Annotated in this window: 6 protein-coding genes; all 6 read left to right on the top strand. The window is 66.2% G+C overall.

The window, feature by feature from the left end:
- Window positions 1-85: 85 nt before the first annotated feature.
- Window positions 86-1,522, top strand: coding sequence for a peptide synthetase (locus SB753_RS27285; protein ID WP_410802817.1), 1,437 nt, complete (start codon window positions 86-88; stop codon window positions 1,520-1,522).
- 215 nt (window positions 1,523-1,737) lie between these two features.
- On the top strand, window positions 1,738-2,640 hold the full coding sequence (locus SB753_RS27280) for a YqcI/YcgG family protein (protein WP_410802815.1): 903 nt from the start codon (window positions 1,738-1,740) through the stop codon (window positions 2,638-2,640).
- A gap of 101 nt (window positions 2,641-2,741) precedes the next feature.
- Complete coding sequence (locus tag SB753_RS27275) at window positions 2,742-4,388, top strand: cyclic peptide export ABC transporter (RefSeq protein ID WP_410802813.1); 1,647 nt, start codon at window positions 2,742-2,744, stop codon at window positions 4,386-4,388.
- 17 nt (window positions 4,389-4,405) lie between these two features.
- On the top strand, window positions 4,406-5,224 hold the full coding sequence (locus SB753_RS27270) for an ATP-binding cassette domain-containing protein (RefSeq protein WP_410802811.1): 819 nt from the start codon (window positions 4,406-4,408) through the stop codon (window positions 5,222-5,224).
- 224 nt (window positions 5,225-5,448) lie between these two features.
- Window positions 5,449-9,195 carry a condensation domain-containing protein gene (locus SB753_RS27265; protein WP_410802809.1) on the top strand — a complete coding sequence of 1,249 codons (3,747 nt, stop codon included), beginning with the start codon at window positions 5,449-5,451 and terminating at the stop codon, window positions 9,193-9,195.
- A 91-nt stretch (window positions 9,196-9,286) separates the two neighbouring features.
- Window positions 9,287-25,978 (top strand): amino acid adenylation domain-containing protein, encoded by a 16,692-nt coding sequence (locus SB753_RS27260; protein ID WP_410802910.1) that lies wholly within the window; start codon window positions 9,287-9,289, stop codon window positions 25,976-25,978.
- The last annotated feature ends 51 nt before the right edge of the window (window positions 25,979-26,029 follow it).

The following is a 26,029-nucleotide window of genomic DNA, read 5'->3' as shown; positions in this document are numbered from 1 at the left end:
GAGTGCTCGCGCGAATCGCTGACCTCGCGCACGCGGTAATCACTAATTGCAGTATTGGGGCAACCCGGAAAAGGAACGAATGACCATGAGCCAGGCTTCGCTGCCGATCTTCGATTTCTCGCCGTTCGTTGGGCACAGCGAGCGCTATGTGGCGCTTATCAAACAGTTTGCGGCGGCTGGGCCGTTTCGCAGCGCGACGGTCGACGAACTGCTGCTCGACGACGACTTCCATCGACGCCCGCTGCGGCCAGAGGATTTCGACTTCCTCAAGTTCATGAAACCCGTGCGCGGGCACAACGTGAGTCGTCTGCCGGCGCTTGCGTCCGGGCGCACGCTGATGTCGATCTACGAGCTCGACGTCGCGCGCCCGCCGGTAAGCAGCGAGCCCACCGACTGGCAGCGTTTTGCTGATTTCTATCGCGAAGATACGCGCGAACTCGGGGCGCAGATTGCGCCGTTCCTCGAAGCGTATGCGTTCGAATACCTGACGAAGGACGTCGATACCCGCGAAAACACCGGCGCCGTGAGCGCGCGACTGACGCGCATCGTCGACGACGAACTGGCATTCTGGAGCGCCACGTTCGAGCGGTTGATGAGCAACGACTACCTTGAAGAAGGGCTGCGTTTCATCATGGTGCAGCGCTGGGCGCTCGCGGTGTCGAAGCGCCGCGCGCTCGCGCGAGCGGGCGCAAGCGGCTTCTTCGACATGCTCGCGCCCGACGAGCGTCCGAGCCTTCACCGTCAGGTGCCTGACGACGCACTGTTCGAGCGCGTGGCCGAGGCAAGCCGCATTACGCGCCGGCAACATGCTTACTGGCAGTTTTATCTGCCGACGAGCATCGCGAAATGCAATCTGCTCTATGCGCTTGCTCGCCGTCCGGACCGCGCGTTCGGGCTTATCGGCGCGGCGTTCGCAGCCGAGGCGGAGTGGCTGGCGTTCGGGCTCGCGCTCGAACGGGCTTGCGCGCATCTGCAACCGGCCGGCCGCGGCCCGGCCGATTCCGAAGCACTGAGGGCCGCGCTGCAGCAGCGCTGCGCGCGTGCGCTGGAGCGTGTTGCGCAAGGCTTCGGCGATGTCGCGCGCGCTCAATGCGTGCAAGGCGTTGTCGCAGGCGAGCGCCTCGCGGAACGCGGGCGTTGGGATCTTGGCGAACAGTTGCGCTGGCTGTCGTCGATTCGCGAGTATGTGAACTTCGCGCATCGCATCAGCTCGCGCATCGACGCTGAGTGTCCCGGCATCGACCGTGAGACCTTCATCGAGCCTCAGGAAATGTGCTCGACGACGCACGTGCACAACGATCACCGCCTCGTCACGATCGAGGAGGGCGACATGCTGTTCTGGGGCAACGTCGGCATGCAGCTTTCGATGCACAAAGGCGACATGGTGCTGATTCCGGATGGCAGGCTGCACGGATCGACGGTCGTATCGAACGAATGCACGTATCACCAGCCGATCATTCCGAACGAGTGGGTCGAGGCCCTCGTGGCCGAGCTCGACGAACCGGCGGCGGCTTCGACATGACAGCAGCAGATCGCGCGGTACATCCGTAACCGATCGGCAACAAGCTGGTAACAAGGTAGCAACGAGCCGGCGGCACCATGCAGGCGCTAACGGCGGAGATCGACAAAAAATGCGCCTCTTCCCCACGACAGCAATATCGACGTTCCGGCCACGCAGGCTGGGATGCCTCGCGCGTTCGACGCGCGCAACAGTGGGTGAGGAAGAGAGAGCGAACGATGCAAGCAGGCAACAGTGCTATCGCAGAGGCCGATCGGTTCGAGGTCAGCGACTGGAAGAGCCGGATCATTGCCGGCAGGGCGACGGGCGCGGCGGTGTCCGCGCCTGCGTGGCTGGACGCTTCGTATGCCACGCTGCGCGAGCAGGTGCTCGATCCGGCGTATCCGTGCTTTTTCGGCACGATGGCCGAGCGGCGCGGCGAGATGTTCTACTCGTTCGTCAACGGGCGCGATTTGCGCGACCTGCCCGCGACGATGCAAACGTTCGCGGAGCTCGCCGTGCAGCCCGAGTACAGGCGAAACAACATCGCGGTATTTTTCGAACCGGACCCGCAGCCGCTTGCGCACGATGCGTACCGCACATTGTTCTGGAGCATCCTGCAGCAGCTGCACGACGGCGATCCGGATCCGGCGGCCGACCAGCAGCCGGACCCGATGGACGAGGCGTGGGAGTTCTCATATGCGGGCGTGCAGATGTTCGTGGTGTGCGCGTGCCCGTCGTTTCGCGCGCGCCATAGCCGCAACCTGGGGCCGGGCATGGTGCTGCTGTTTCAACCGCGCTCGGTGTTTGTCGATACGATCACGAACAAGGTCATTGGCCGCGAGGCACGCAATCAGGTGCGCAAGCGTCTGGAAACATGGGACGAGATTCCCGCGCATCCCGATCTCGGCTTTTATGGCGATCCGGGCAATCTCGAATGGAAGCAGTACTTTCTCGACGATGCAAACGCGCCCATCGAGGAGCGCTGTCCGTTTCTGAAACGCCGCGCGCAGGCACGCGACGCAGCGTCAGCGCAAGTGCAGTCCATGCAGGCCCGCCGTCAGGTGGCTCCGCAAGACGCGCGCAATGAACACGAAAGAGGCTTCGCGCGAAAGGACGCTGCGCGAGGCGCCGATAACTGACGCGGCCGGCGCACGAGGACGTCTGCACGACGCTCGCGGCATTCGCTACTGCGAGCCGGCCTGCCGTCTTCCTGCTCTCATGCCGCAACGAAAGGAGATTCATGTCCGTACTTTTGCAACTGGTCAGCAAGTCACGCTGGATGATCGCTGCGGCGCTCATCGCAAGTGTGCTCGGCGGCCTCGGCAATGCGGCGCTGCTCGCCCTCATCAATCAGGCGCTGGTCGCGACGCCGCAGGGACTCGCGCGCCTCGGCTGGCAGTTCCTTGCGATCGGCCTCGCTGTTCTGGCGATGCGCGCGCTCGCACAGTCGCTCTTCATGTGGCTCGGCCAGCAGGCGAAGGCGACGCTTCGCATGCGCACCATTCGTCGTATCGGCGACGCTGCGTTCGCGCATCTGGAGAAGCAGGGCGCGGCGAAATCGCTCGCGGTGCTCACGCAGGATCTCGACACCATCGTGGTGTTTTTCGTGAGCATGCCGTCGCTCGCGATGCAAAGTGCAGTGATAGTCGGTTGTCTTGCCTATCTCGGCTACATGTCGTGGCCGATTCTTCTGGTCGCGATCGTGACTATCGTGCTGGGCATGGCAGGCTTTCGCTACGCGCACAGCCGCGCAATGTTCCATCTGCGCGCGTCGCGCAAACGCGAGGACGATCTCGTCAAGCACTTCCGCGCACTCTTCGACGGTGCGAAGGAACTGAAGCTGCATCGCGCCCGCAAACACGCGTTCGTCGAGGACACGCTCGCAAGCAACGTCGAGGAGGTGCGTGTGCAGCGCACGCGCGGCTACATGCTGTATGCGGCTGCGTCCAGTTGGGGCAACTTCATTCTGTTCGCGTTCATCGGCCTTACGCTCTTCGTGTTCGCGCGCTACATCAAAGTCGATCCGCATGTCATGTCCGGCTATGCGATCGTGTTCGTCTACATGATCATGCCGATCGAAGCCGTGCTTTCTGCTATTCCGAGCCTTAGTTCGGCGCGCGTCGCGCTCGAACGAATCGAGCAGGTCAACGCGGAACTGCCGCGCGAAGTCATGCTCGAGCCGCCCGTCGCCGCATCGTTCGACACCATCGCGCTCGACGGCGCCACGCACCGTTACTTCCGCGAGAAGGAGAATGAGGTGTTCACGCTCGGGCCGATCGATCTTACGTTCCGGCGCGGCGAGCTCGTTTATCTGATCGGCGGCAACGGCAGCGGCAAGACCACGCTCGCAAAGATGCTGGTTGGCTTGTACGTGCCGGAAAGTGGCAGGGTGTTGCTGAACGGCGAGCCTGTCGACGAAGCACGGCGCGACGCGTACCGCCAGCATTTTTCGGTCGTCTTCAGCGACTTCTTCCTGTTCGACACACTGCTCGGCATGCATACCGAAGGACTCGACGCGCTCGCGCAGCAACTGCTGGTGGACCTGCAGCTCGACCACAAGGTGAGCGTGAAGGACGGCAAGTTCTCGACGCTCGATCTCTCGCAAGGGCAGCGCAAGCGGCTCGCGCTTGTCGTCGCGTATCTGGAGGACCGGCCGTTCTATGTGTTCGACGAATGGGCCGCGGATCAGGACCCGCTCTTCAAGGACGTGTTCTATAAGCGTCTGCTTCCCGAACTCAAGGCGAAGGGCAAGACCGTGCTCGTCATCACACATGACGACCGCTATTTCCATCTTGCAGAGCGCTTTATCAAACTCGATTTCGGTCAGATCGTCGAGGACGGGCCGGGCGCTGCACATGCGGCGAACCTCACGTCCGTTGATAACTGACCAGCATGCCTCCGCACATGAATGCCAATCTATCCATTGATTCCGCGCGCGCCGTGCACGGCGAACCGATGTACGAACTCGATGACGTGTCGTTTCGCATCGGCGAGCGGGTGTTGTTGCATCCGCTTGCGCTCACGCTGCCGAGAGGTCGCGTGTGCGGCCTGATCGGTCACAACGGCTCCGGAAAATCGACTCTGCTTAAACTGCTTGCGCGTCAGCAGTCGCCCACGGCGGGCACGCTGCGTTTCGCGGGCCGCCCACTGCGCGAGTGGGAGAACCGCGAGTTCGCGCGACAGGTGGCCTATCTGCCGCAGCAGCAGCCGGCCGCGAGCGGCATGACGGTGCGCGAACTGGTTGCGCTCGGCCGCTATCCGTGGCACGGCGCGCTCGGCCGCTTTACCGGCGTCGACGGCGAGAAAGTTCATGAAGCGATGGAGTTGACCGACATCACCCGGTTCGCGGATCGTGCAGTGGACAGCCTGTCGGGCGGCGAGCGGCAACGCGCATGGATCGCGATGCTGGTCGCCCAGGATAGCCAGTGCCTGCTGCTTGACGAGCCGATCTCCGCGCTCGATATCGCGCATCAGATCGAAGTGCTCGATCTCGTGCGCACGCTGAGTCAGCAGCGCGGTCTTGGCGTGGTCGTCGTGTTGCACGACATCAACATGGCCGCGCGTTTCTGCGACGACCTGATCGCGTTGAAAAACGGCCGGCTGCTAGCAAGCGGCACGGCGCCAGAGCTGATCGAGGAGAAGATGCTCGGCGCGATCTACGGCGTGCCGATGGGCACGGTCGCGCATCCGCGCGGCGGCATGCCAATCAGCTTCGCGTATTGAACGGCATGCGCATGCCGGCTCTCGCATCGTCACGATGCATCGCTGCCGGCATTGCATGACCGACAGCAGATAACGGCGCTCCCAAGAGACGCCTTGCTTTCCCCGCAATGACGAATTCAGGTTGTCGACGCAAGCATGCGTCGGCGACGGTCTGCGTGCGCCGCGCTGATGCGGTGCACGGCGAAGACGACCGCGCGGCGCGCGGTAAATCTCGGGAGGCGAGGATGTCTGTTATCAATACGCCGCGCCAGGATGGCGTGAACCTGCATGCAGCGGGTGCGGCCACCGCGGAGAACGCGGCAGAAGATAGGGCGGATCGTGGCACAGGTGACGTTGCGGCGATTAAGACTGCCGATTCCGCGTCCGGTAGCGCAACGAGCGCAACGGCCAACGCAACGGCCGAAACCGTAACGGCCAACACAGCGCCCCACACCGCGAATTGGGCCTCGGCGCCAGCAAACGACCTCGTCTCGGTGATGAAGTTGCACGTCGGCCAGCGCCCCGATCAATTGGCGGTGCGATTTCTCGCTGACGGCGACGCCGACGCACGCGAACTCACGTACGCGGCACTCGACGAGCGCGCGCGGCGTCTCGCGGCCGTGCTCCGCCGCCATGGCGCGCCGAACGATCGCGTGCTGCTGATGCTGCAAAGCGGGCTCGATTACATCGTGTCGTTCTTCGCGTGCCAGTACGCAGGGATGATCGCGGTTCCCGCATATCCGCCCGATGCGCCGCAAAGCGCACACCTCGCGCGGCTGCGGCGCATCGCCGGCGATTGCATGGCGCACATTGCGGTGCTAGATCGGACATCGCATGAGTCGTTTGCCAGCATCAGCGACGAGCTTTCTTTGCATGGCGCGACGTTGTTGTCGCCCGACGCCGTCGATACGGATGTTCACAGCGGTGGCAACGGATTTTGCATCGACAGCGCGGCGCCCGATGCAGTGTCGTTTTTGCAATACACGTCCGGCTCTACGTCGTCGCCGAAAGGGGTGATCGTTAGTCATGCGAACATATGCGCGAACGTCAGCGCAATGTCGCGAGGCATGGGTTGCCGTGCCGGCGACCGGATGTTCTCATGGCTGCCGCTCTATCACGACATGGGCTTGATCGGCAGCGTGCTGATGCCGGTCTTGTGCGGCTTCCAGGTCACGCTGATTTCGCCGTTGCATTTTCTGGAACGCCCGGCGCGCTGGCTCGCGGGCATCGCACGTGAGCGCGCGACGGTGACGGGCGGCCCGGACTTCGCGTATCGGCTGTGTACCGACCGCGTGCGCGATGCGCAACTGGCCGGGCTCGACCTGTCTTCGCTGCGTGTCGCGTTTTGCGGTTCGGAGCCTATTCGCCAGACTACCCTCGACGGTTTCGCCGCGCGTTTCAGTACGCACGGCCTCGATCCGCACGCTATGTATGCGTGCTACGGCCTCGCCGAGGCAACACTGTTTTTCACGGGCGTCGAGGTCGGCACGGGCGCGCCCGAGACGCGCTTCTCTGCATCGGCGCTTGCTCGGCGCGTGCCGGTCGCGTTGCCGGCCGGCCGCGGAAACGGCAGCGAAAAGCATGACGAAAAAGACAACGCAAGCGACGACGACACCAAGGCCGTGGTCGGCTGCGGCGTGACCGCGTTGGGCCATGCGCTCGCGATCGTCGATCCGGATACTTGCGAGCGTTTGCCGGATCGGCACGTCGGCGAAGTGTGGTGCAGCGGCCCGAGCATCACTCGCGGTTACTGGCGCAATCCCGAAGCGAGCGCTGCGGTGTTCCTCGACGACGCACCGGGTTTTCCGGGACGTTGGCTACGCACCGGCGACCTCGGCTTCGTCGAGCGCGGCCAATTTTTCTTCTGCGGACGCCGCAAGGACCTGATCGTGCTGCGTGGCGAAAACATCTATCCTCAGGATCTTGAAACCGTGCTGGCCGATCGCGTCGAATGGCTGAGGCGCGGGCGCGTCACCGCGTTCCCCGTCGAAGCGGCCGACGGCGCCGAGGCCATCGGCGTCGCCGCCGAAGTGCCGCGCGGCAGGGCGCGGCAGGTGGCGCCCGAGACCATCTTCGCCGCGATCGCGGCCGCGCTCGGCGACGCGTTCCAACATGAAGCAGCGTTGATTCTGTTACTCGAACCGGGCGATTTGCCGCGGACGTCGAGCGGAAAACTGCAGCGCAGCGCGTGTGTTGCCGCGTGGCAAAGCGGCGCGCTCGTGCCGTTCGCAGTGCGCGACGCCAGGTCCGGGCAGTCGCCACGCATCGCGACGGACACAGCACCGACGGATGCAATTCCGGTTGCCGGTTGCGGCGACATGCTGACACCCACCGCGCACGCTATCGCACAAGTATGGAGCGAGGTTCTCGACGTGCCGACGCCGTGTGCATCGGATGATTTCTTTGCGCTCGGCGGCCGTTCGCTGCTGGCAGCGAAGGTCGCGTCGCGGCTGCGCGCGCAGTTGGGTCGCGACGTGCCAGTCGGTCTGTTGTTCAGCCACCCGACGCTCGCGAACCTTGCCGCGGCGCTCGATGCTCGCTGGGCGACGCCGTCGAACGCGCTCGCTCCGGTTGCGCCGCTCGCGCGCCGCGCCGAAAGCGAACGCAGCGAGGCGCCGCTATCTCTGCCGCAGCAGCGTTTATGGATGCTGTGGCAACTCGATCCGGACAGCCCCGCGTACAACATTTCTGCTGCACTTTCGCTGACCGGTCCGCTCGATGCGGATGCCGCGAGAACGGCGCTCGACGATGTGGTACGCCGTCACGAGATGCTGCGCACGCGCTTTGCGGATGTCGACGGCGTGGCGCGTCAACTGGTCAGGCCCGTGACTGACACGACCGATGCGTGGCGCTGGGAGTGCGTGAACGCGCTGGAACTCACCACCGGCGACTTCCACGCGCAGTTGCGCCGACGCACTCGCGAGCCCTTCGACCTGACGCTCGGCCCGCTCTTTCGCGCGGCGCTGTTTGTCCGCGGCCCGGAGCAGTATGTGCTGCATATCGTGATGCACCACATCGTCTGCGATGGCTGGTCAATCAATGTGCTGCTGCGCGATTTTGCGGCCGCCTATCGCGCCGCGCGGCTCGGCGAGATGCCGGCGTTGCCGGCGCCGGCGGTTCAATATGCGGATTACGCCGCATGGCAACGCGCGCGATTCTCCGACGACGGCGACGGCGGCGTGGAACTCGCTGCGCAACTCGATTACTGGCGCAACCGTCTGGCGGGCTACGACGCGCTGCTCGATCTGCCGACCTTGCATGAGCGCGGCCGTCCCTATGAGCCTCGTGCCGAGCGTGTCGGCGCCGATATACCGACCATGCTCGCGAGCCGTTTGGAGGCGCTCGCGCGCGAGCACAACGCCACGCTGTTCATGGTGCTGCTTGCCGCGTTCGCTGCGTTGCTGTCGCGTTACAGCGGCGCGCACGACGTGGCGATTGCGGTGCCCGTCGCCGGCCGCGACCGGATCGAAACGGAGGAGCTGATCGGCTTCTTCATCAACACGCTCGCGGTGCGCGCGTCCGTGAAAGGCGCGAAGTCGTTCGCGACGTTGCTGCGTGAGGTGCGCGACGACAGCATCGACGCGCAGACGAACGCCGACGTGCCGTTCGAGCGCGTCGTGGCCGCGCTGCAGGTCGGCCGGCGCGCGGGCGTCAGCCCGCTTGCGCAGATCAAGTTCGTGCTGCACGACGAGTTCGAACGCGCGCTCGATCTTGGCGGCGTGCGCTGCGCGCTGGTCGACGCCGACGCGAGCGACGCGCGGTTCGAAATCGCGCTCGACGTGTTTCGCGAGGGCGCGCGCGGACTGCGCTGCGTTTTTGCGTACGCCGCCGAGCTTTATGACGACGCCTTTATCGCGCAGTTCGCGCGGCACTACATCGGTCTGCTCGAACAGATCGCCGACACGCCGGAGCGCGCGATCGGCGAATTCAATCTCGACGAGGATGAAGTGGTCGACGGCATTGCGCCAGTCGCTGGGACGTACTCGCTTTGAGTATGCGGCCGCCGTCCTGACATCGCATCGACGCATCGAGCCCGCGCTTGCCGGCGCGGGTGCAAGACACCTGGATCACACCACGGACACCATGCAAGCTATCTCTTTCGACACCGACTTTTTGCCCGCCCGCGTCGCGCGGTTTGCCATCGAACGGCCGGATGCCGTTGCGCTTGTCGACAGCACGGGACCACTGGTCTGGCGTGATCTTTGGCAGTGGTCCGGCAGGCTCGCCGCGGCGCTCGTCGCAGAAGGTGTGCGGCCCGGCGATCGCGTGGTGCTCGCATTACCGCGCTGCACGGCGTTCGTTGCAGCGATTCTCGCAGTGTGGCGGGTGCGCGCATGCTATGTGCCGCTCGACCCGGCGCTTCCGGAAGCGCGGCTGCGCTGGCAGGCCGGGGACTGCGGCGCGCGCGTGGTGATGACGGGCGCTGCGCTGACAAGTGGGGTGTTGGATGCGGTGGTGGAGGGTGTCGCCGCTGATGCAGTTCATGCAACCAACGCCGCAATCAGAACCGACGGCCCGCGCTGGCTCCCCGAGGGCGTGACGACACTCGACCCGCAAGCGTTCCGCGTCCCCGACGACGCTGCGGCCAAGGCGCTCGACACAACTAACGCCGCAAGCAGCGAAATCTTTCACCACGCGATGTCTGGTCCATCGAGCGACGACAGCGTCCTGATCTGGCCTGCGTACGTGATCTACACGTCGGGCTCGACCGGCCGGCCGAAGGGTGTCGTGCTCAGTCATGCGGCGCTCGCCGCTTATTTGCAGGGTCTTTCCGAACGGCTGCCCGAAGGTATTGCAAGCGCAGCGTATCTGTCGACCACCGCCGCCGATCTTGGCCACACGTCGTTGTTCGGCGCGCTGTGGCACGGCTGGACTCTGCATCTGATCGACGCCGACGTCGCCGCCGATCCGGACGCCTTTGCCGCCTACATGCACACGCATTCGGTCGACCTGCTCAAGATCGTGCCGAGCCATCTCGACGCGCTGTTGCAAGCGCAATCGGCGGAATGGGTGCTGCCGCGCCGCTGTCTAATGCTGGGCGGCGAGCCGGCGCCGACGCGTCTGGCCGGGCGCATCGCGACGTTGCGGCCCGAATGCCAGTTGATCAACCACTATGGGCCGACCGAGACCGCGGTCGGCGTACTCACGCGCGCGGGCGCGCAAAGTCGCGCGGGGACGCTTCCGCTCGGCAAGCCGCTCGCGCACGTGAAGGCTCGCATCGTGGATGCCGACGGTCATGCGGTGCCCAAAGGTGCCACTGGTGAGCTGTGCATCGGCGGCGCGAGCGTGGCGCACGGCTATCTGAACAGACCTTCGCTGACGGCGGAGCGCTTCGTGCCCGATCCCGACGGTAACGGCGCGCGGCTCTACCGGACGGGCGATAGAAGCCGCCGTCTGCCGGACGGCGAATACGCGTTTCTCGGCCGACTCGACGACCAGGTGAAGATCCGCGGTTTTCGTGTGGAGCCGGAAGAGGTCGCCGCGCGCCTGCGCAACGAGCATGGCGTGCGCGACGCAGTGGTGATCGCCTACGCGGATAGCGACGGCGCCGCGCCTCGCCTCGTCGCGTACCTGAGTGCCGCGGAATCGCTCGACGTCGATGCGATCCGCAGCCGTCTTGCCGCGGAACTACCGGACTACATGGTGCCGTCGTCGCTTCAGGTGCTGGCCGCGTTGCCGCTGACCCCGAACGGCAAGATCGACCGTGCCGCGTTGCCGGCGCCGCTGCAGGAAAACACGGCGGGAGCCGCGCGTGTCGAGCCGCGCAATGACGCGGAACGCACGCTGATTGGAATCTGGAAGCTGGTGCTCAAGCGCGATGACATTGGCGTAACGGACAACTACTTCGAAATCGGCGGAGATTCGATTCTCAGCCTGCAGATCATTGCCAAGGCGCGCGGCGCGGGACTCAAGCTCACGCCGAAACAGATGTTCGACCACCCGACGATCGAGGCGGCGGCGCGCGTCGCCGTCCCCATGAAGGTGGCGTCCGACCATCGGAGCGCTGGAGAGAAAGGCGGCGGGGCGAACCAGCGGACAAGCGCAGGCTCGACTGAGCAGGCAAGCACGACGACACAGACCAAGACAGGCGAGTGGACCCGCGCCGACGCCAGCACGAGTCACGCAACGGCACATGCCGCCGCGACACCGCCGCGCACCACGCAGGTCGCCGACGACGATCGCTGGTTCGCCGAAGCCGGTGTTTCGCGCGACGCCGTCGACGCAGTCTATCCGGCCACGCCGATGCAGCAGGGTCTGCTATTTCACGGCATGCTCGATGGCGAGCCAGGCATGTACGTATCGCAATTGCGCCTCACGATCGACAGCTTGAAGATCGACACTATGCGTGCGGCGTGGGACGCTGTGATCGCCCGTCACCCGGTTTTGCGCACGCGCTTCGTGTGGCCGGCCGGTGGCGAGCCGTTGCAGATCGTCGAGCGGCGCGTGCGCATGCCGTTCGAATTGCATCCACGTGATGCGCTAGTTGTGCCGGTTCCGATCGCCGCGCTCACTGCGGCGGCATCGACGGACGAACAGTACGACGCCGCATACGAAGCCGCACGCGAGGCGATTGCCACGCGCGGTTTCGAGCCGGACGTCGCGCCGCTGATGCGCGTCGATGTCTTCGAGCGCCCCGACGGCGCGCACGATCTGCTGTGGACTCACCATCACGCGCTGACCGATGGCTGGAGCACCGCGCAGGTCGTCAGCGAAGTCGCGCGCGCGTATGCGGCGCTCGACGCGGGCGGCGTCCCCGACACGTCGCCGGCGGCGCCGTACGCGGATTACGTCCACTGGCTGCGCGGCCAACCCGATACGGCTCCGTCCTGGCGCGCACGGCTCGCGACGCGCGATGAACCGGCGCGCGTAGCCGATGCGCTCGGCGGTGCTTTGCGTGCGTCGTCTGAAAAGGGCGCCGATGGCGTAGCGGCACAAGCGCTGATCCGCGAGCTCGACGGCCCGTCTCACGCGCGACTGACGCGCGCTGCGCGGCGCGCACAGGTCACGCTGAATACGCTTGTCCAGGCAGCGTGGGCGCTCGCGCTCGCACGTTTCTCCGGGCGCACGCAGGTGACGTTCGGCATGACGGTGTCTGGCCGCCCGGTCGATCTGCCGAATGCGCAATCGATAGTCGGTCTGTTCATCAACAGCTTGCCGTTGTGGGTCGATGTGAAATCCGACGCGACGGTGCGCTCCTGGCTCGCCGCGCTGCAGCGGCAAAACGCGGAGTTGCGCGACGTCGAGCACACGCCGCTCGCGAGCTTGCAGCAATGGGCGAATTCGAACGCCGATGCGCTGTTCGATAGCCTGATCGTCTTCGAAAATTATCCGCTCGACGACGCGCTCGATGCGCTTGGCGACGTGCCGCGTATTCGCGCTGTCGACGCACGCAATCGCAGTCATTTTCCGCTGATGCTGGTCGTCGCGCCGCGTCATGTAGGAGGCGGCGACGCGCTGAGACTGGAGTGGCACAGGCATGCCGCGAGCGTGTCCGAGGATGGCGTTGCGCGCATCGCGAAGTATTTCGAGCGGATGCTGGACTGCCTCGCGAACGCGCTCGTTGAAGGCGACGACCCGCACGTGCGGCTGCGCGATCTGCCGACCGACGACGCTCCATCTGCAAAGTCGCCACGTCTGCCATCCATGTTCGCCTACGAGCCGGTGACAACACGGATCGCTGCGCAGGCGCGCGCGCGGCCCGAAGCGATCGCGCTGGTCGATGGCGATGAGCAGGTGACGTATGCGCAACTGGATGCCTGGTCGCGCGCTATCGCACATGAGTTGCGGCGTCTCGGCGCGACGGCGGAAACGCGCGTGGGCGTCGCAATGCAGCGCTCTGCTGCGCTGGTTGCGTCGCTGCTCGGCGTGTTGCGTGCAGGGGCGGCGTATGTGCCGCTCGATCCGTCGTACCCGGCCGGACGCCTCGCGCATATCGTCGACGACGCGCAGCTTCGGCTGATCGTCACCGATGCGTCGAGCCTCGCGCAGCATGCGTCGCTGTTCGGCTCGCGGCCAACTTTGGATGCGGTGGCGCTGCGCGATGCGGTGCCTGCCGATGCTACGGGCGATGACACGGGCGATGACACGGCCGATGCCGAGGCGTCCCCGCATCCGCAACAGCTGGCCTACGTGATCTATACGTCGGGCTCGACGGGCGTACCGAAAGGCGTGGGCATCACGCATGAGAACGTCGCGCGTTTGTTCGACGCAACGCAGTCGCGCTTTGCCTTCGACGCACAGGACGTGTGGACGTTGTTCCATTCCTACGCATTCGACTTCTCTGTGTGGGAGATTTTCGGGGCGCTCGTGCATGGCGCGCGGCTCGTGATCGTGCCGCACTGGAGCACACGCGAACCCGCGGCATTCCATGCGCTTTTGCGCAAGGAACGGGTGACGGTGCTGAACCAGACGCCGTCGGCCTTCGTGCAACTGATCCAGACCGATGACGCCAACACGCTCGACTCGCTGCGCGCGGTGATTTTTGGCGGCGAGCGTCTTGAGCCGTCCTCGCTGGCGCGATGGGCGGAGGGCGCGCGCCGCAAGGGAACATTGCCGGCGCTCGTGAACATGTACGGGATCACGGAAACGACCGTGCACGTGACGCACCGGACACTGGACGAAGCGGCGCTGCGCGACGGGCGCAGCGTGATCGGCGCGCCGCTCGATGACCTCACGCTGCACGTGCTCGACGCGGATCTGAACCGCGTGCCGGTTGGGGCGGTGGGCGAACTGTATGTGGGCGGCGCGGGTCTTGCGCGCGGCTATCTGGGCCGCGCCGCGCTGAGCGCGCAACGCTTCGTGCCGGACCCGTATGGTACGCCGGGTGCACGGCTGTACCGTTCGGGCGACCTCGCGCGACGCTTGCCCGATGGCGACCTCGAGTATCTGGGCCGTAACGACGATCAGGTGAAGATTCGTGGCTTCCGTATCGAACTGGGTGAGATTCAGACGGCGCTGCGGGCGCATCCGGAAGTGCAGGACGTGGCGGTGCTGGTGTCGGGCCAGGGCGACGACAACAACGCCAACGACAACCGGCGCCTGATCGCCTACGTGGTGCCACGCGGCGGACCCAATGCAGGCGATGCCGGACGCTGGCAGACGTGGCTCGCCGCGCGTCTGCCGGCGCACATGGTGCCGTCGTCGTATGTGGAGCTTGAGCGATTTCCGCTGACGCCGAACGGCAAACTCGATCGCCGTGCATTGCCTGCGCCGGAGGTGGCCAATTCAAGCCGCGCGACTTATGTCGCACCGCACGGCGAAACACAGACAAAGCTTGCCGCGATCTGGCAACAGGTACTCGGCGTCGAGCGCGTCGGCGCACACGACGATTTCTTCCTCCTTGGAGGCCATTCACTGCTGGCAGTGCGTGTCCTGTCGGCCGTGCGTAAAGAATTCGGCGACGCGCCCGGGCTTCGGGCAGTGTTCGAACATCCGCGTCTCGAAGACTTCGCGACGCTGCTGAGCGCCGCGCAATCCGCTGGAGCCGACGACGGCGCGCTGACGTCGGCGTCTAGCGTTGCGGTTGCTGCTGATGGTGATGCTGCTGCGCTCTCCATCACCGCTGCCGTCACCGCCGCCGACATCGCCCGTCAAGCAGACGTCACCGCGCCAATGCCGCTTTCACCGTCGCAGCAAAGCTTGTGGTTCCTGTGGAAGCTCGATCCTCAGAGCGTGGCATATCACGTGAACGGTGCGCTCCGCTTCGACGGCCAGCTCGACGTCGATGCGCTGCGTGCAGCGTTCGTCTCGCTAGGCAAGCGGCATCCCGCACTGCGGATGCGTTTCGCCGAGATAGAAGGCGTTCCATACCAGCGCATCGGCGACGCATGCCGCAGCGAGATCCGCCTGCTCGATTTGCCGAACACGAACACGCACACCGAGACCAACGACACCAGCGAGGAAGCGCTGGCCGCGTGTCTCGGCGCGCTCGTTCGCACGCCGTTCGACCTGAGCGCCGAGCCGCCCGTGCGCGCGACGCTCGTGCGCATGGCCGACGACTGTCACGTGCTGCATCTCGTGCTGCATCACATCGTCAGCGACGACTGGTCGCTCGGTCTCCTGTTCGCCGATTTCTCGCGCCTGTATCGCGACTACTGCGCAGCGGGTCCTGCTGCGTCCGTGACATCTGTCGCGTCTATCTCCGACGATGAGCGCGTCGCCGTCACATCGGCCGCCGCTTATCGCGAACTGATCTCGGCGCGCGCGGCTCGACTGACGCCCGAGCGCGAGTTGCAACAACTCGAATGGTGGCGCGCAGCGCTCACGAACGACGACGAGTCTCCCGCGACGCTTGCGCTGCCATACGATCGAACGCGCTCCGGCTCGCGCTGCGCGCCCGGCGCGCGTCATCGCGTGCGCGTGCCCGCCGGCACTGCGTATGCGTTGCGCGCGCTCGCAAGCGCACGTCGCGCGACGCTCTTCATGACGCTTCTCGCCGCAGTCGATGCGCTGCTTTACCGATACTCGGGCCAGTCCGACATTCGCCTTGGCGTGCCGCTCGCAGGCCGCGATCTGCCGGGAGCCGAGGACGTCGCGGGCTTCTTCGTCAACACTGTCGTGATTCGCACCGCGCCGCGCGGCGAAACGCGCGCGGCACAACTCATCGACGATGTGCGTGAGCGGCTGCTCGGCGCTTACGCGAACCAGGACGTGCCGTTTGCGAGCGTCGTCAAGGCGGTGCAACCGGAGCGCGACCTGGCGCAGACACCGCTCTTTCAGGTGCTCGTCAATCAGCAACAGCGCCATGATCTCGCTGCATCGTTCGGCGAGGGACTGCGCGTGACGGTGCAGGAAGTCGACAACGGCGAGGCGCAATTCGATCTGATGCTCAATATCGCCGAGGCCGCCGACGGCGCGATCGACCTGGCGTTCACGTACGCGACTGACGTCTTCGACGCGTCCACCATCGAACGGTTAGCGCGTAACTTCACGGGCTTGCTCGAACAGTGGAGCGCGGCTCCCGATGCACGGATTGCCTCGTTCGAACTGCATGAACTCGGTGATCAACCGTCGCCACGTCTGCCATCCACGTTCGCCTACGAGCCGGTGACGGCGCGGATCGCCGCGCAGGCGCATGCGCGGCCCGAAGCGGTCGCGCTAATTGATGGCGATGAGCATGTGACGTATGCGCAACTCGATGTGTGGTCGCGCGCAATCGCACATGAGTTGCGGCGTCTCGGCGCAACAGCGGAAACGCGCGTGGGCGTCGCAATGCAGCGCTCTGCTGCGCTGGTTGCGTCGCTGCTCGGCGTGTTGCGTGCGGGCGCCGCGTATGTGCCGCTCGATCCGTCGTACCCGGCCGGACGCCTCGCGCATATCCTTGACGACTCGCAGCTTCGGCTGATCGTCACCGATGCGTCGAGTCTCGCGCAGCATGCGTCGCTGTTCGGCTCGCGGTCCACCGTCGATGCGGCGGCGCTGCGCGATGCGGTGCCTGCCGATGCCACGGGCGATGACACGGCCGATGCCGAGGCGTCCCCGCATCCGCAACAACTGGCCTACGTGATCTATACGTCGGGCTCGACGGGCGTACCGAAAGGCGTGGGCATCACGCATGAGAACGTCGCGCGCCTGTTCGACGCAACGCAGTCGCGCTTTGCATTCGACGCGCAGGACGTGTGGACGCTGTTCCATTCCTACGCATTCGACTTCTCTGTGTGGGAGATTTTCGGGGCGCTCGTGCATGGCGCGCGGCTCGTGATCGTGCCGCACTGGAGCGCACGCGAACCCGCGGCATTCCATGCGCTTTTGCGCAAGGAACAGGTGACGGTGCTGAACCAGACGCCGTCGGCCTTCGTGCAACTGATCCAGACCGATGACGGCAACACGCTCGACTCGCTGCGTGCGGTGATTTTTGGCGGCGAGCGTCTTGAGCCGTCCTCGCTGGCGCGATGGGCCGACGGCGCGCGGCGCAAGGGCGTATTACCGGCGCTCGTGAACATGTACGGGATCACGGAAACGACGGTGCACGTGACGCACCGGACACTGGACGAAGCGGCGTTGCGCGACGGGCGCAGCGTGATCGGAGCACCGCTCGATGACCTCACGCTGCACGTGCTCGACGCGGATCTGAACCGTGTGCCGCTGGGCGCAGTGGGCGAACTGTATGTGGGCGGCGCGGGTCTTGCGCGCGGCTATCTGGGCCGCGCAGCGCTGAGCGCGCAGCGCTTTGTGCCGGATCCATATGGTGCGCCGGGTGCGCGGCTGTACCGTTCGGGCGACCTCGCGCGGCGGCTGCCCGATGGCGACCTCGAGTACCTGGGCCGTAACGACGATCAGGTGAAGATTCGCGGCTTCCGTATCGAACTGGGTGAAATCCAGGCGGCGCTCCGGGCGCATCCAGAAGTGCAGGACGTGGCGGTGCTGGTGTCGGGCCACGGCAACGGCAACAACGCCAACGACAACCGGCGCCTGATTGCCTACGTGGTGCCACGCGGGGGACCCGATGCAGGCGATGCGGGACGCTGGCAGACGTGGCTCGCCGAGCGGCTGCCGGGGCACATGGTGCCGTCGTCGTATGTGGAGCTTGAGCGATTTCCGCTGACGCCGAACGGCAAGCTCGATCGCCGTGCATTGCCTGCGCCGGAGGCGGTGGCGAACGCGAAGCAGGGCGTCGCCGCATCGACGCCCGCCGAGGCCGCGTTGCTTGCCGTCTGGCGTGCTGTGTTGCGGCGCGACGATATCGGCGTGACGGACAACTTCTTCGTGATAGGCGGCGACTCGATCCTGAGTCTGCAAATCGTGGCAAAAGCGCGCGATGCGGGCTTGCACGTGACGCCGCGCATGGTGTTCGAAGCGCCGACCGTGCAACAGCTTGCGCGTGCGGCCGGACCTGTGCCGGCGTCGGCATCCGCATCGCTCGCGGGCGTAGAACCATCGGCTGGAACCAGCGCGTCGGCGTCGTCCGATCTGTGGCGCGCGCTGGGCATCACGCCTGAGCACGTCGAGGATGTCTATCCGGCGACGCCGCTGCAAAGCGGTCTGCTTTATCACACGCTCGCGGAGTCCCAACAGGGCGCGTATCTCAACCAGATGCGCGCGACACTGTCGGGCACGCTCGACGTCGCCGCAATGCAAGCCGCGTGGCAGGCCGCGCTTGCGCGTCATGCGATATTGCGCACCGGTTTCGCGTGGCAGCACGGCGGCTCGGTGATGCAGATTGTCCATCGCAGCATCGCGTTGCCGTTCGAAACGCACGATTGGTCGGCCGCACCCGATTACGACGCGCGCCTGGCCGACTGGCGGGCGCGCGATCTCGCCGATGGCATCGCGCCAGATGAGGCGCCGCTCATGCGCATCGCGCTCTTCATTCGCGACGCGCACACCGCAGACCTCGTGTGGACGCATCATCATCTTCTGCTCGACGGTTGGAGCGTTTCGCTGTTGTTCGCGGAGATCTTGCGCGACTATCGACTGCGCACGAGCGGCGCTGCCGCGACATTCGAACAGGCACCGCCGTATCGCGGGTACGTCGAGTGGATTCGTGAAGCGGCCGACGATCCCGCAACCGAAGCATGGTGGCGCGCATGGGCCGCGCGCGCCGACGATCCTGCGACGCTCACCGCCAGTCTCGGCGAGCCGCGCGCAGCAGAACCGGGCGCCCATGCGCGGCGCTGCGCGCTGGACGAAGCGCTCGTCGCGCGTTTGCATGCAACGGCGCGTCGCCACGAAATCACGCTCAATACGCTGATGCAAGGCGCGTGGGCGGTGCTGCTCGCGCGCTATGGACATCGGCGACAGGTTTCATACGGCACTACGTTGTCGGGACGGCCGGCGCATCTGCCGGGCGTCGAACGCATGTTGGGGCTGTTCATCAATACGCTGCCGGTGCAGGTCGACGTCGACGCAAGCGCGGACCTCGGCGCATGGCTGCACAAGCTGCAAGGCGAACTGATGGAACTGCGCCACTACGAGCACACGCCGCTCGCGCGCGTGCAGCAGTGGAGCGGACGTAGCGGCGACGCGCTGTTTGACAGCATAGTGGTGTTTGAAAACTATCCCGTCGATGCCGCGCGCGATGGCGATGCGAGCCTGAAGGTGGAGTCGATCGATTCCGTCGATCCGACGCATTACCCGCTCGCGCTAGCGATCATTCCGCGCGGAAAGACGCTTTCGCTCGAATGGGCGTGGAACGGCGAGCGGATCGATCGCGAGACCGTCGAGCGAATTGCGGTGCAGTACGAAGCAATTCTGACGCAGATGGCCGGGGACGTCGCGCGACGCGTTGGATCAGTGACGCTGCCTGGGCGTTATGAAGCAGCGCCGTTGCAGCGTTATGCGTTCGAATCGCTGGGGATGGCGCTTGCGGCGCAGGCGAAGCGCTCGCCGGATGCGATTGCGCTGCGCTGCGAGGATGAATCGCTCACCTATGCGGCATTGGACGCGTGGTCGGCGATGCTGGCTGCACGGCTCGTCGCGCAAGGTGTTGGCGCCGAGCGTCGCGTGGGGCTGTGCGTGGCGCGCGGCCCGGCGCTGATTGCGGCGCTGCTTGGGATCATCCGCTCGGGTGGGGCGTTCGTGCCGCTCGATCCTGAGTATCCGTCAGCACGCCTTGCGCAGATGATCGACGACGCGGGCATCGTGCAGGTGGTGGCCGATAGCGCTAGCGCGAAGCAGGTGGGGGCGGTGCTGGCGGGGTGTGAGGTGGTTGAGGTGGGAGACGCCGTCTTGGCGACTCGGCCGGATGACGACGCAAGCGCGGAAACAGCGACAGCAGCGGCACCACACTTCCTCGACGCCCCCCCTCATCCCGACCAGCTTGCCTACGTGCTCTACACATCGGGCTCGACCGGCCGGCCCAAGGGCGTCGGCGTGAGCCACGGCGCGCTGTGGACGCACCTGCAGGATTTCCTCGCGACCTACGGCATCGACGGTACGGATACGGTGCTGCACTCGTCGACGATCAACTTCGACGTCGCGCTGCACGAGACGCTGCCGGCGCTGCTGCGCGGCGCGACGGTGGAGATGCGTGGCGCGCAGCCGTGGGATCTGCAAAGCCTGAGCGAGCGGCTGGTGAAGCGGCGCGTGACGTTCGCGCGGATTCCGACCGCGCTGTGGCAGCAGTGGCAGCGTCATGCGCCGCCGCGCGCGCAACTCGCGCTGCGTCAGGTGACGGTGGGCGGCGAGGCGCTGCCGGGCGACGCGCTCGCGCGCTGGCGCGAGGGGCCGCTCGCGGATATCCGGCTGGACAACCTGTACGGTCCGACCGAGACGACGGTGGCGGCGCTGTACCGCCGCACCGGAGCCGACGACGCACGGCAGGTGACGGTGCCGATCGGGCATCCGTATCCGGGGCGTACGGCGCGGGTGTTCGACGCATTCGGCGATGAGGCGCCGGTGGGCGGGCTCGGCGAGCTGTGCATCGGCGGGCCGACGGTGGCGCGCGGCTATCCGGGAAGGGCAGCGCTGACGGCCGAGCGGTTCGTGCCGGACCCATACGGCGAGCCGGGGGCGCGCGTCTATCGCAGCGGCGACCTGTGCCGGGTGCGCGCGGACGGCACGGTGGAGTTCCTCGGGCGGCTGGACCAGCAGGTGAAGCTGCGCGGGCAGCGCATCGAACTGGGCGAGATCGAGGCGGTGCTGCGCCAGTGCGAGGGCGTGCGCGAGGCCGCAGTGATCGTGGTGGGCGAGGCGCAGAAGCAGCGGCTCGCGGCGTATGTGGCGGGGCAGTCCGATGCAGCGTCCCTGCCGCCGCTCGACCCGCAGCGTCTGCAACGCGAACTGGAGCAGAAGTTGCCGGGCTACATGGTGCCGTCGTCGATAACGGTGCTCGCACGGCTGCCGTGGATGCCCAACGGCAAGCTCGACCGGGCGTCGCTGCCCACGCCGCAGGCGGGGGCGATCGAACGGGTGGCGCCGTCGAACGGGGTCGAAGCGGCACTGCTGTCGATCTGGGCGGCCGTGCTCGGGCGCGATGACCTTGGGGTGACGGACAACTTCTTCGAAGCGGGCGGCGACTCGATCCAGAGCCTGCAGATCATCGCGCGGGCACGCGAGGCGGGCTGGCGGCTGACGCCGCGGCAGGTGTTCGAGCATCCGACGGTCGCCGGCCTCGCGCAACGCGCACAGCGGCTGGACACGGGCGCAGTACAGGAGTTCGACGACGGCGCCGCGCTGCCATTGACGCCGATCCAGCGGCTCTTCTTCGAGCGCTATCCGCAAGGGGAGTCGCACTGGAACCAGGCGGTGCTGCTGAAGGTGAAAGGGCGGCTCGTGCCGGCGGCGCTGGAGCGCGCGGTGGCAGCGCTGGAGGCGCGGCACGACGCGTTGCGGCTGCGGTTCGTGAAGGAGGCGGGGGAGTGGAAGCAGGTGGCGGTGAGGGAAGCGGGGACGGCAGAGATGGCCGGGCAAATGTCTGACGCCTCTCAAGCATCGCGGGTCTCACCACCATTACAGTCAGCTAGCACAGCGGTAGTCCATCACGACCACCTCGCCTCGCTTTCCGGGCTGGCAGAGGCCTGCGACCGCATCCAGTCGAGCCTGAACATCGAACACGGCCCGGTCTGGGCCGTAGGCCACTTCGAGACGCCCGACGAAACGCGCGTACTGATCGCGATTCATCACCTGGCGGTGGACGGCGTCTCCTGGCGCGTGCTTCTCGAAGAACTGCAAACTGCCTATGAACAGGCCGAACGCGACGAACCGATTACGCTGCCGGCGCCGTCGATGTCATGGCGCGCCTGGGTACGCGCGCTCGAACAATATTCGCACTCCGATGTAGTTAAGTCCGAAGCCGGTTGGTGGCAGAACGCGCTGAGTGTCCTCGATGAGGCTTCGGAACTTCCGTTGCGTGCGCCCGCAGGCACGCGCGTCGCCGGAAGCGAAACCATCGACTGGACACTCGACGCTAGCCGCACGCGCGATCTGCTGCAAAACGCGTCGCGCGCCTATCGCACGCGCGTCGACGAGTTGCTGCTCGCCGCGCTTGCGCAGGCGCTGGGCGCGTGGAGCGGCGCGGCTGAAATTGCCGTCGAACTGGAAGGCCATGGCCGCGAAGACGTGATCGACGGTGCCGACCTGAGCCGCACGGTCGGCTGGTTCACGACGCGCTTCCCGGTCGCGCTTCCAGGAGCCCCGGCAGCACCGGGCGATGCCCTCGTTGCGGTCAAGGAGCGAGTGCGTGCCGTGCCTCACAAAGGGATGCACTGGGGGCTGCTCGACGCGAGCCGCGCGCGGCCGCGTCCGGCGATCAGCTTCAACTATCTCGGGCGCTTCGATCAGTCGTTCGACGCGGCATCGCGCTTCACCTTCAGCTCCGATGATGCAGGCAGCAGCCACGGACCCGGCGCGCGCGTCGATTATGCGCTCGACCTCAACGGCATCGTCACCGGCGACACGCTGCTGCTACGCTGGCGCTTCGACCCGGCACGCATCGCGCGTGAAAGCGTCGAGCGCATTGTCGCGGCCTTCGATCAACACGTCGACGCACTGATCGCGCACTGCGTCGCCGCCCCGCCGGGCGCGACAGCATCGGATTTCCCGTTGTCGGGCCTCGACCAGGTACAGTTGCGCGCGCTGCGCCTGCCGCTTGGCGGCGTCGCCGATATCTATCCGGCTACACCATTGCAGCAGGGCTTGCTCTATCACAGCGAGTTGCAGCAGGGCGAGGGCGTGTATGTGAACCAGTTGCTGCTGACGCTCGGCGGCCGCCTCGACGCCGCCGCCTTGCGCGCCGCCTGGCAGGCCGCCATTGCGCGGCACGACATGTTGCGTACGCGCTTCGAGTGGCGTCATGGCGAAGTGGCGTTGCAGATCGTGCAACGCGAAGCCGTGCTGCCGTTTGCGGTGCACGACTGGCGCGATGCACACGACTACGACGCGCGACTCGCCGCGTGGCGCGCGGCGGACATCGCTGCGGGCATCGATGCGTCGCGCGCGCCGCTGATGCGTGTCGACGTGTTCCGGCGTCCGGATGGCCGCTTCGACCTCGTGCGCACGCATCACCACGTGCTGACCGACGGCTGGAGCGGCGCACGTCTGCTCGCCGAAGTATTCGACGACTACGAGCGTGCGTTGGGCGTTTCGCCGCGCGACGGCGCGCGCGCTGCCGCGGGCATGCCGCCATCGTACCGGCGCTATGTCGAGTGGCTCGCTGTGCAACCCGATCCACGGGATTGGTGGAGCGAGCGGCTCCCCGCTGCCGACGATACCGGCACGCTCACAGCCAGCCTTGTCGCGCCGCTCGGCACAGATTCGAGCGAGGCGGCGAGCGTGCCACGCAAGCTCACGCTCGAACTGGACGCGCCGCTCGATGCGCGAGTCCGCCGTGCCGCACAGCGGCATCGCGTGACGCTCAACACGTTGATGCAGGGCGCGTGGGCCGTGCTGCTCGCACGGGCGAGCGGCAAGCGGACGGTGGCCTTCGGTGTCACGGTGTCGGGGCGGCCCGCATCTCTCGCTGGGTCGGATCAAATGTTCGGACTGTTTATTAATAGCTTGCCCGTGTTTGCAGCGGTGCCCGGTGACTTGACGATACCGGCATGGCTCGATGAATTGCAGACCTGCAACATGCAAATGCGTGAGGTCGAGCATACGCCGCTATCGTCGCTGCAGCAGTGGGCGGGTCGCAGCGGCGACGCGTTGTTCGACAGCCTGATCGTGTTCGAGAACTATCCGGTTGCGGCCCGCGCGGCGTCCACGGCAACCGACGCGCTGCGTGTGGAGCGCGTGGATTCGTTCGAACGCACACACTATCCGCTGACGTTGACGATCCTGCCGGCGACGCGCATCGAACTGCAATGGCAGTGGGACAACCGGCGGCTCACGCGTACTCAGGTCGAGCAGTTGCAGCGGCAATATCTCGGGCTCCTCGATCAACTCGCTGACGACGGCGAGCACGCGCCGCGCTTCGTCGGCGAACTTGCGGTGCGGCGAGGTGCGCCGCACGCCGAGCCGTTGCCAGAACCTGCGCCGCTCGCGTGGCACGAACGCTTTGCGGCTGAGGCGTCGCGCGTGGCGCATCGCATCGCCGTCCGGCAAAACGGCGAAGCGTTCGACTACGCGACGCTCGCCCGTTGGTCCGCGACGATCGACGCGCGTTTGCGTGCGAGCGGCGTCGCGCGGGAGGAGTGCGTAGCCGTCTGCATGCGCCGCTCGCCGGCGCTGATTGCGAGCATGCTCGGCGTGTGGCGCAGCGGCGCGGCTTATGTGCCGCTCGACCCGTCGTTCCCGGCGGAGCGCCTCGTCGCCATGCTGGACGACGCGGGGATAACGCGGGTCATCGCGGACGAAGAAGGGCGCGCCCGGCTCGGCAGCGGGCTCGACGGTCGTGTCGTGGTGAATGGTGGGATTGGCGCAGAGGTCGGAGTTACGGGTGTCCCTGACGCCGTGGTGGGCAAGGCGGCAACAGTGCCGCCACCCGTATTGCCATGCACCGGTTCGGAACTCGCCTACGTGATCTACACGTCAGGTTCGACAGGGCGACCCAAGGGCGTTGCGGTTTCTCATGGCGCGCTGGCAAGGCTGCTCGCGAGTGTCGACATCGTCATGGGAATCGATAAGGATGACGTACTATTGTCAGTCACTACGCCGTCGTTCGACATTTCGCTGCTGGAATTCTGCCTGCCGCTCATGAAAGGCGCTTGCGTCGAAATGGCCGACGCCGCCGCCGTCGCGGACGGCGCTGCGCTTGCGCGTCTTATCGATGAAAGCGGCGCGAGCATCATGCAGGCAACGCCTAGCGGCTGGCGTCTGCTGATCGAATCGGGTTGGCGCGGGGCGTCGCGCGGACGACTCACCGGCATCGCCGGCGGCGAGCCGTTGCCCGCAGACCTGACGGTTCAACTCGCGCAACGCGGCGTCGATTTGTGGAACCTCTACGGCCCGACCGAAACGACGATCTGGTCGACTTGCGCCCGGGTGTCTCAAGGCGGAGCGGTCACCATTGGTCGCGCGCTGCATGCGAACGGGCTGCGCATCGTCGACGCGAGCGGCCAGTTGACGCCGCAAGGCGGCGTCGGGGAACTGTGCATCGGCGGCGACAATCTTGCGCGCGGTTATCTGGGTCGCGCCGGACTCACTGCCGAGCGCTTCGTGCCTGATCCGTACGGGCCGCCGGGCGCGCGGATGTACCGCACAGGCGACCTGTGTCGCGAGCGGCCCGACGGCGAAGTCGAATGCCTTGGCCGGATCGACCAGCAGGTCAAGCTGCGCGGTTATCGAATCGAACTGGGCGAAATCGAGGCGGCATTGCGCGACTACGACGGCGTACTCGACGCTGCAGTCGCGCTCGTGCCGGGCGCAGGTGACGCCGAAGCGCGGCTCGTCGGCTATGTGGTGGGCCAATCATCCGCGGTACCTGCAGGCTGGCGCCAAGCGCTTGCTACACGTCTGCCGGGCTACATGGTTCCCGCAGCGCTCTACCAGATTGATGCGCTGCCTCGCACCGCGAACGGCAAGCTTGATCGCAACGCGCTCGCGCGGTTCGAGGTGTCGCCGCAAAGCGAGGCGCAGTGGGCGGAGCCATCGGGCGAAATCGAAGTGCTGACGGCGCGGCTGTTTGGCGATGTGCTGGGGCTCGCGCGTGTCGGCGCCGACGACGATTTCTTCGCGCTCGGTGGCCACTCGCTCGCGGCGGTGCGATTGATTGCCCGACTGTCGGAACAGCTCGGACGAAAGGTTGCGCTCGCGGCGCTGTTCGACAGTCCTACACCGAGGCTGTTGGCTCAACTGCTTACGGACGTTGTGGATGGAAACACGCAGGTCGACGTGTCGTCGGGAAAGACCGCGAGCGATGAGTTGCAGGCGCTCGATGGACTGTTCGATGCGCTGGATTGAGAAGCGAACACCATGCGCGGGCGCGACGCGCTCGCTTACCTACTAGACTGA

This window comes from Paraburkholderia sp. SIMBA_053 (assembly GCF_046534895.1).
GTDB classification, from domain to species: domain Bacteria; phylum Pseudomonadota; class Gammaproteobacteria; order Burkholderiales; family Burkholderiaceae; genus Paraburkholderia; species Paraburkholderia caledonica.
Note: the sequence above shows the minus strand (reverse complement) of the source record. Positions and strands in the feature narration are given on the sequence as shown.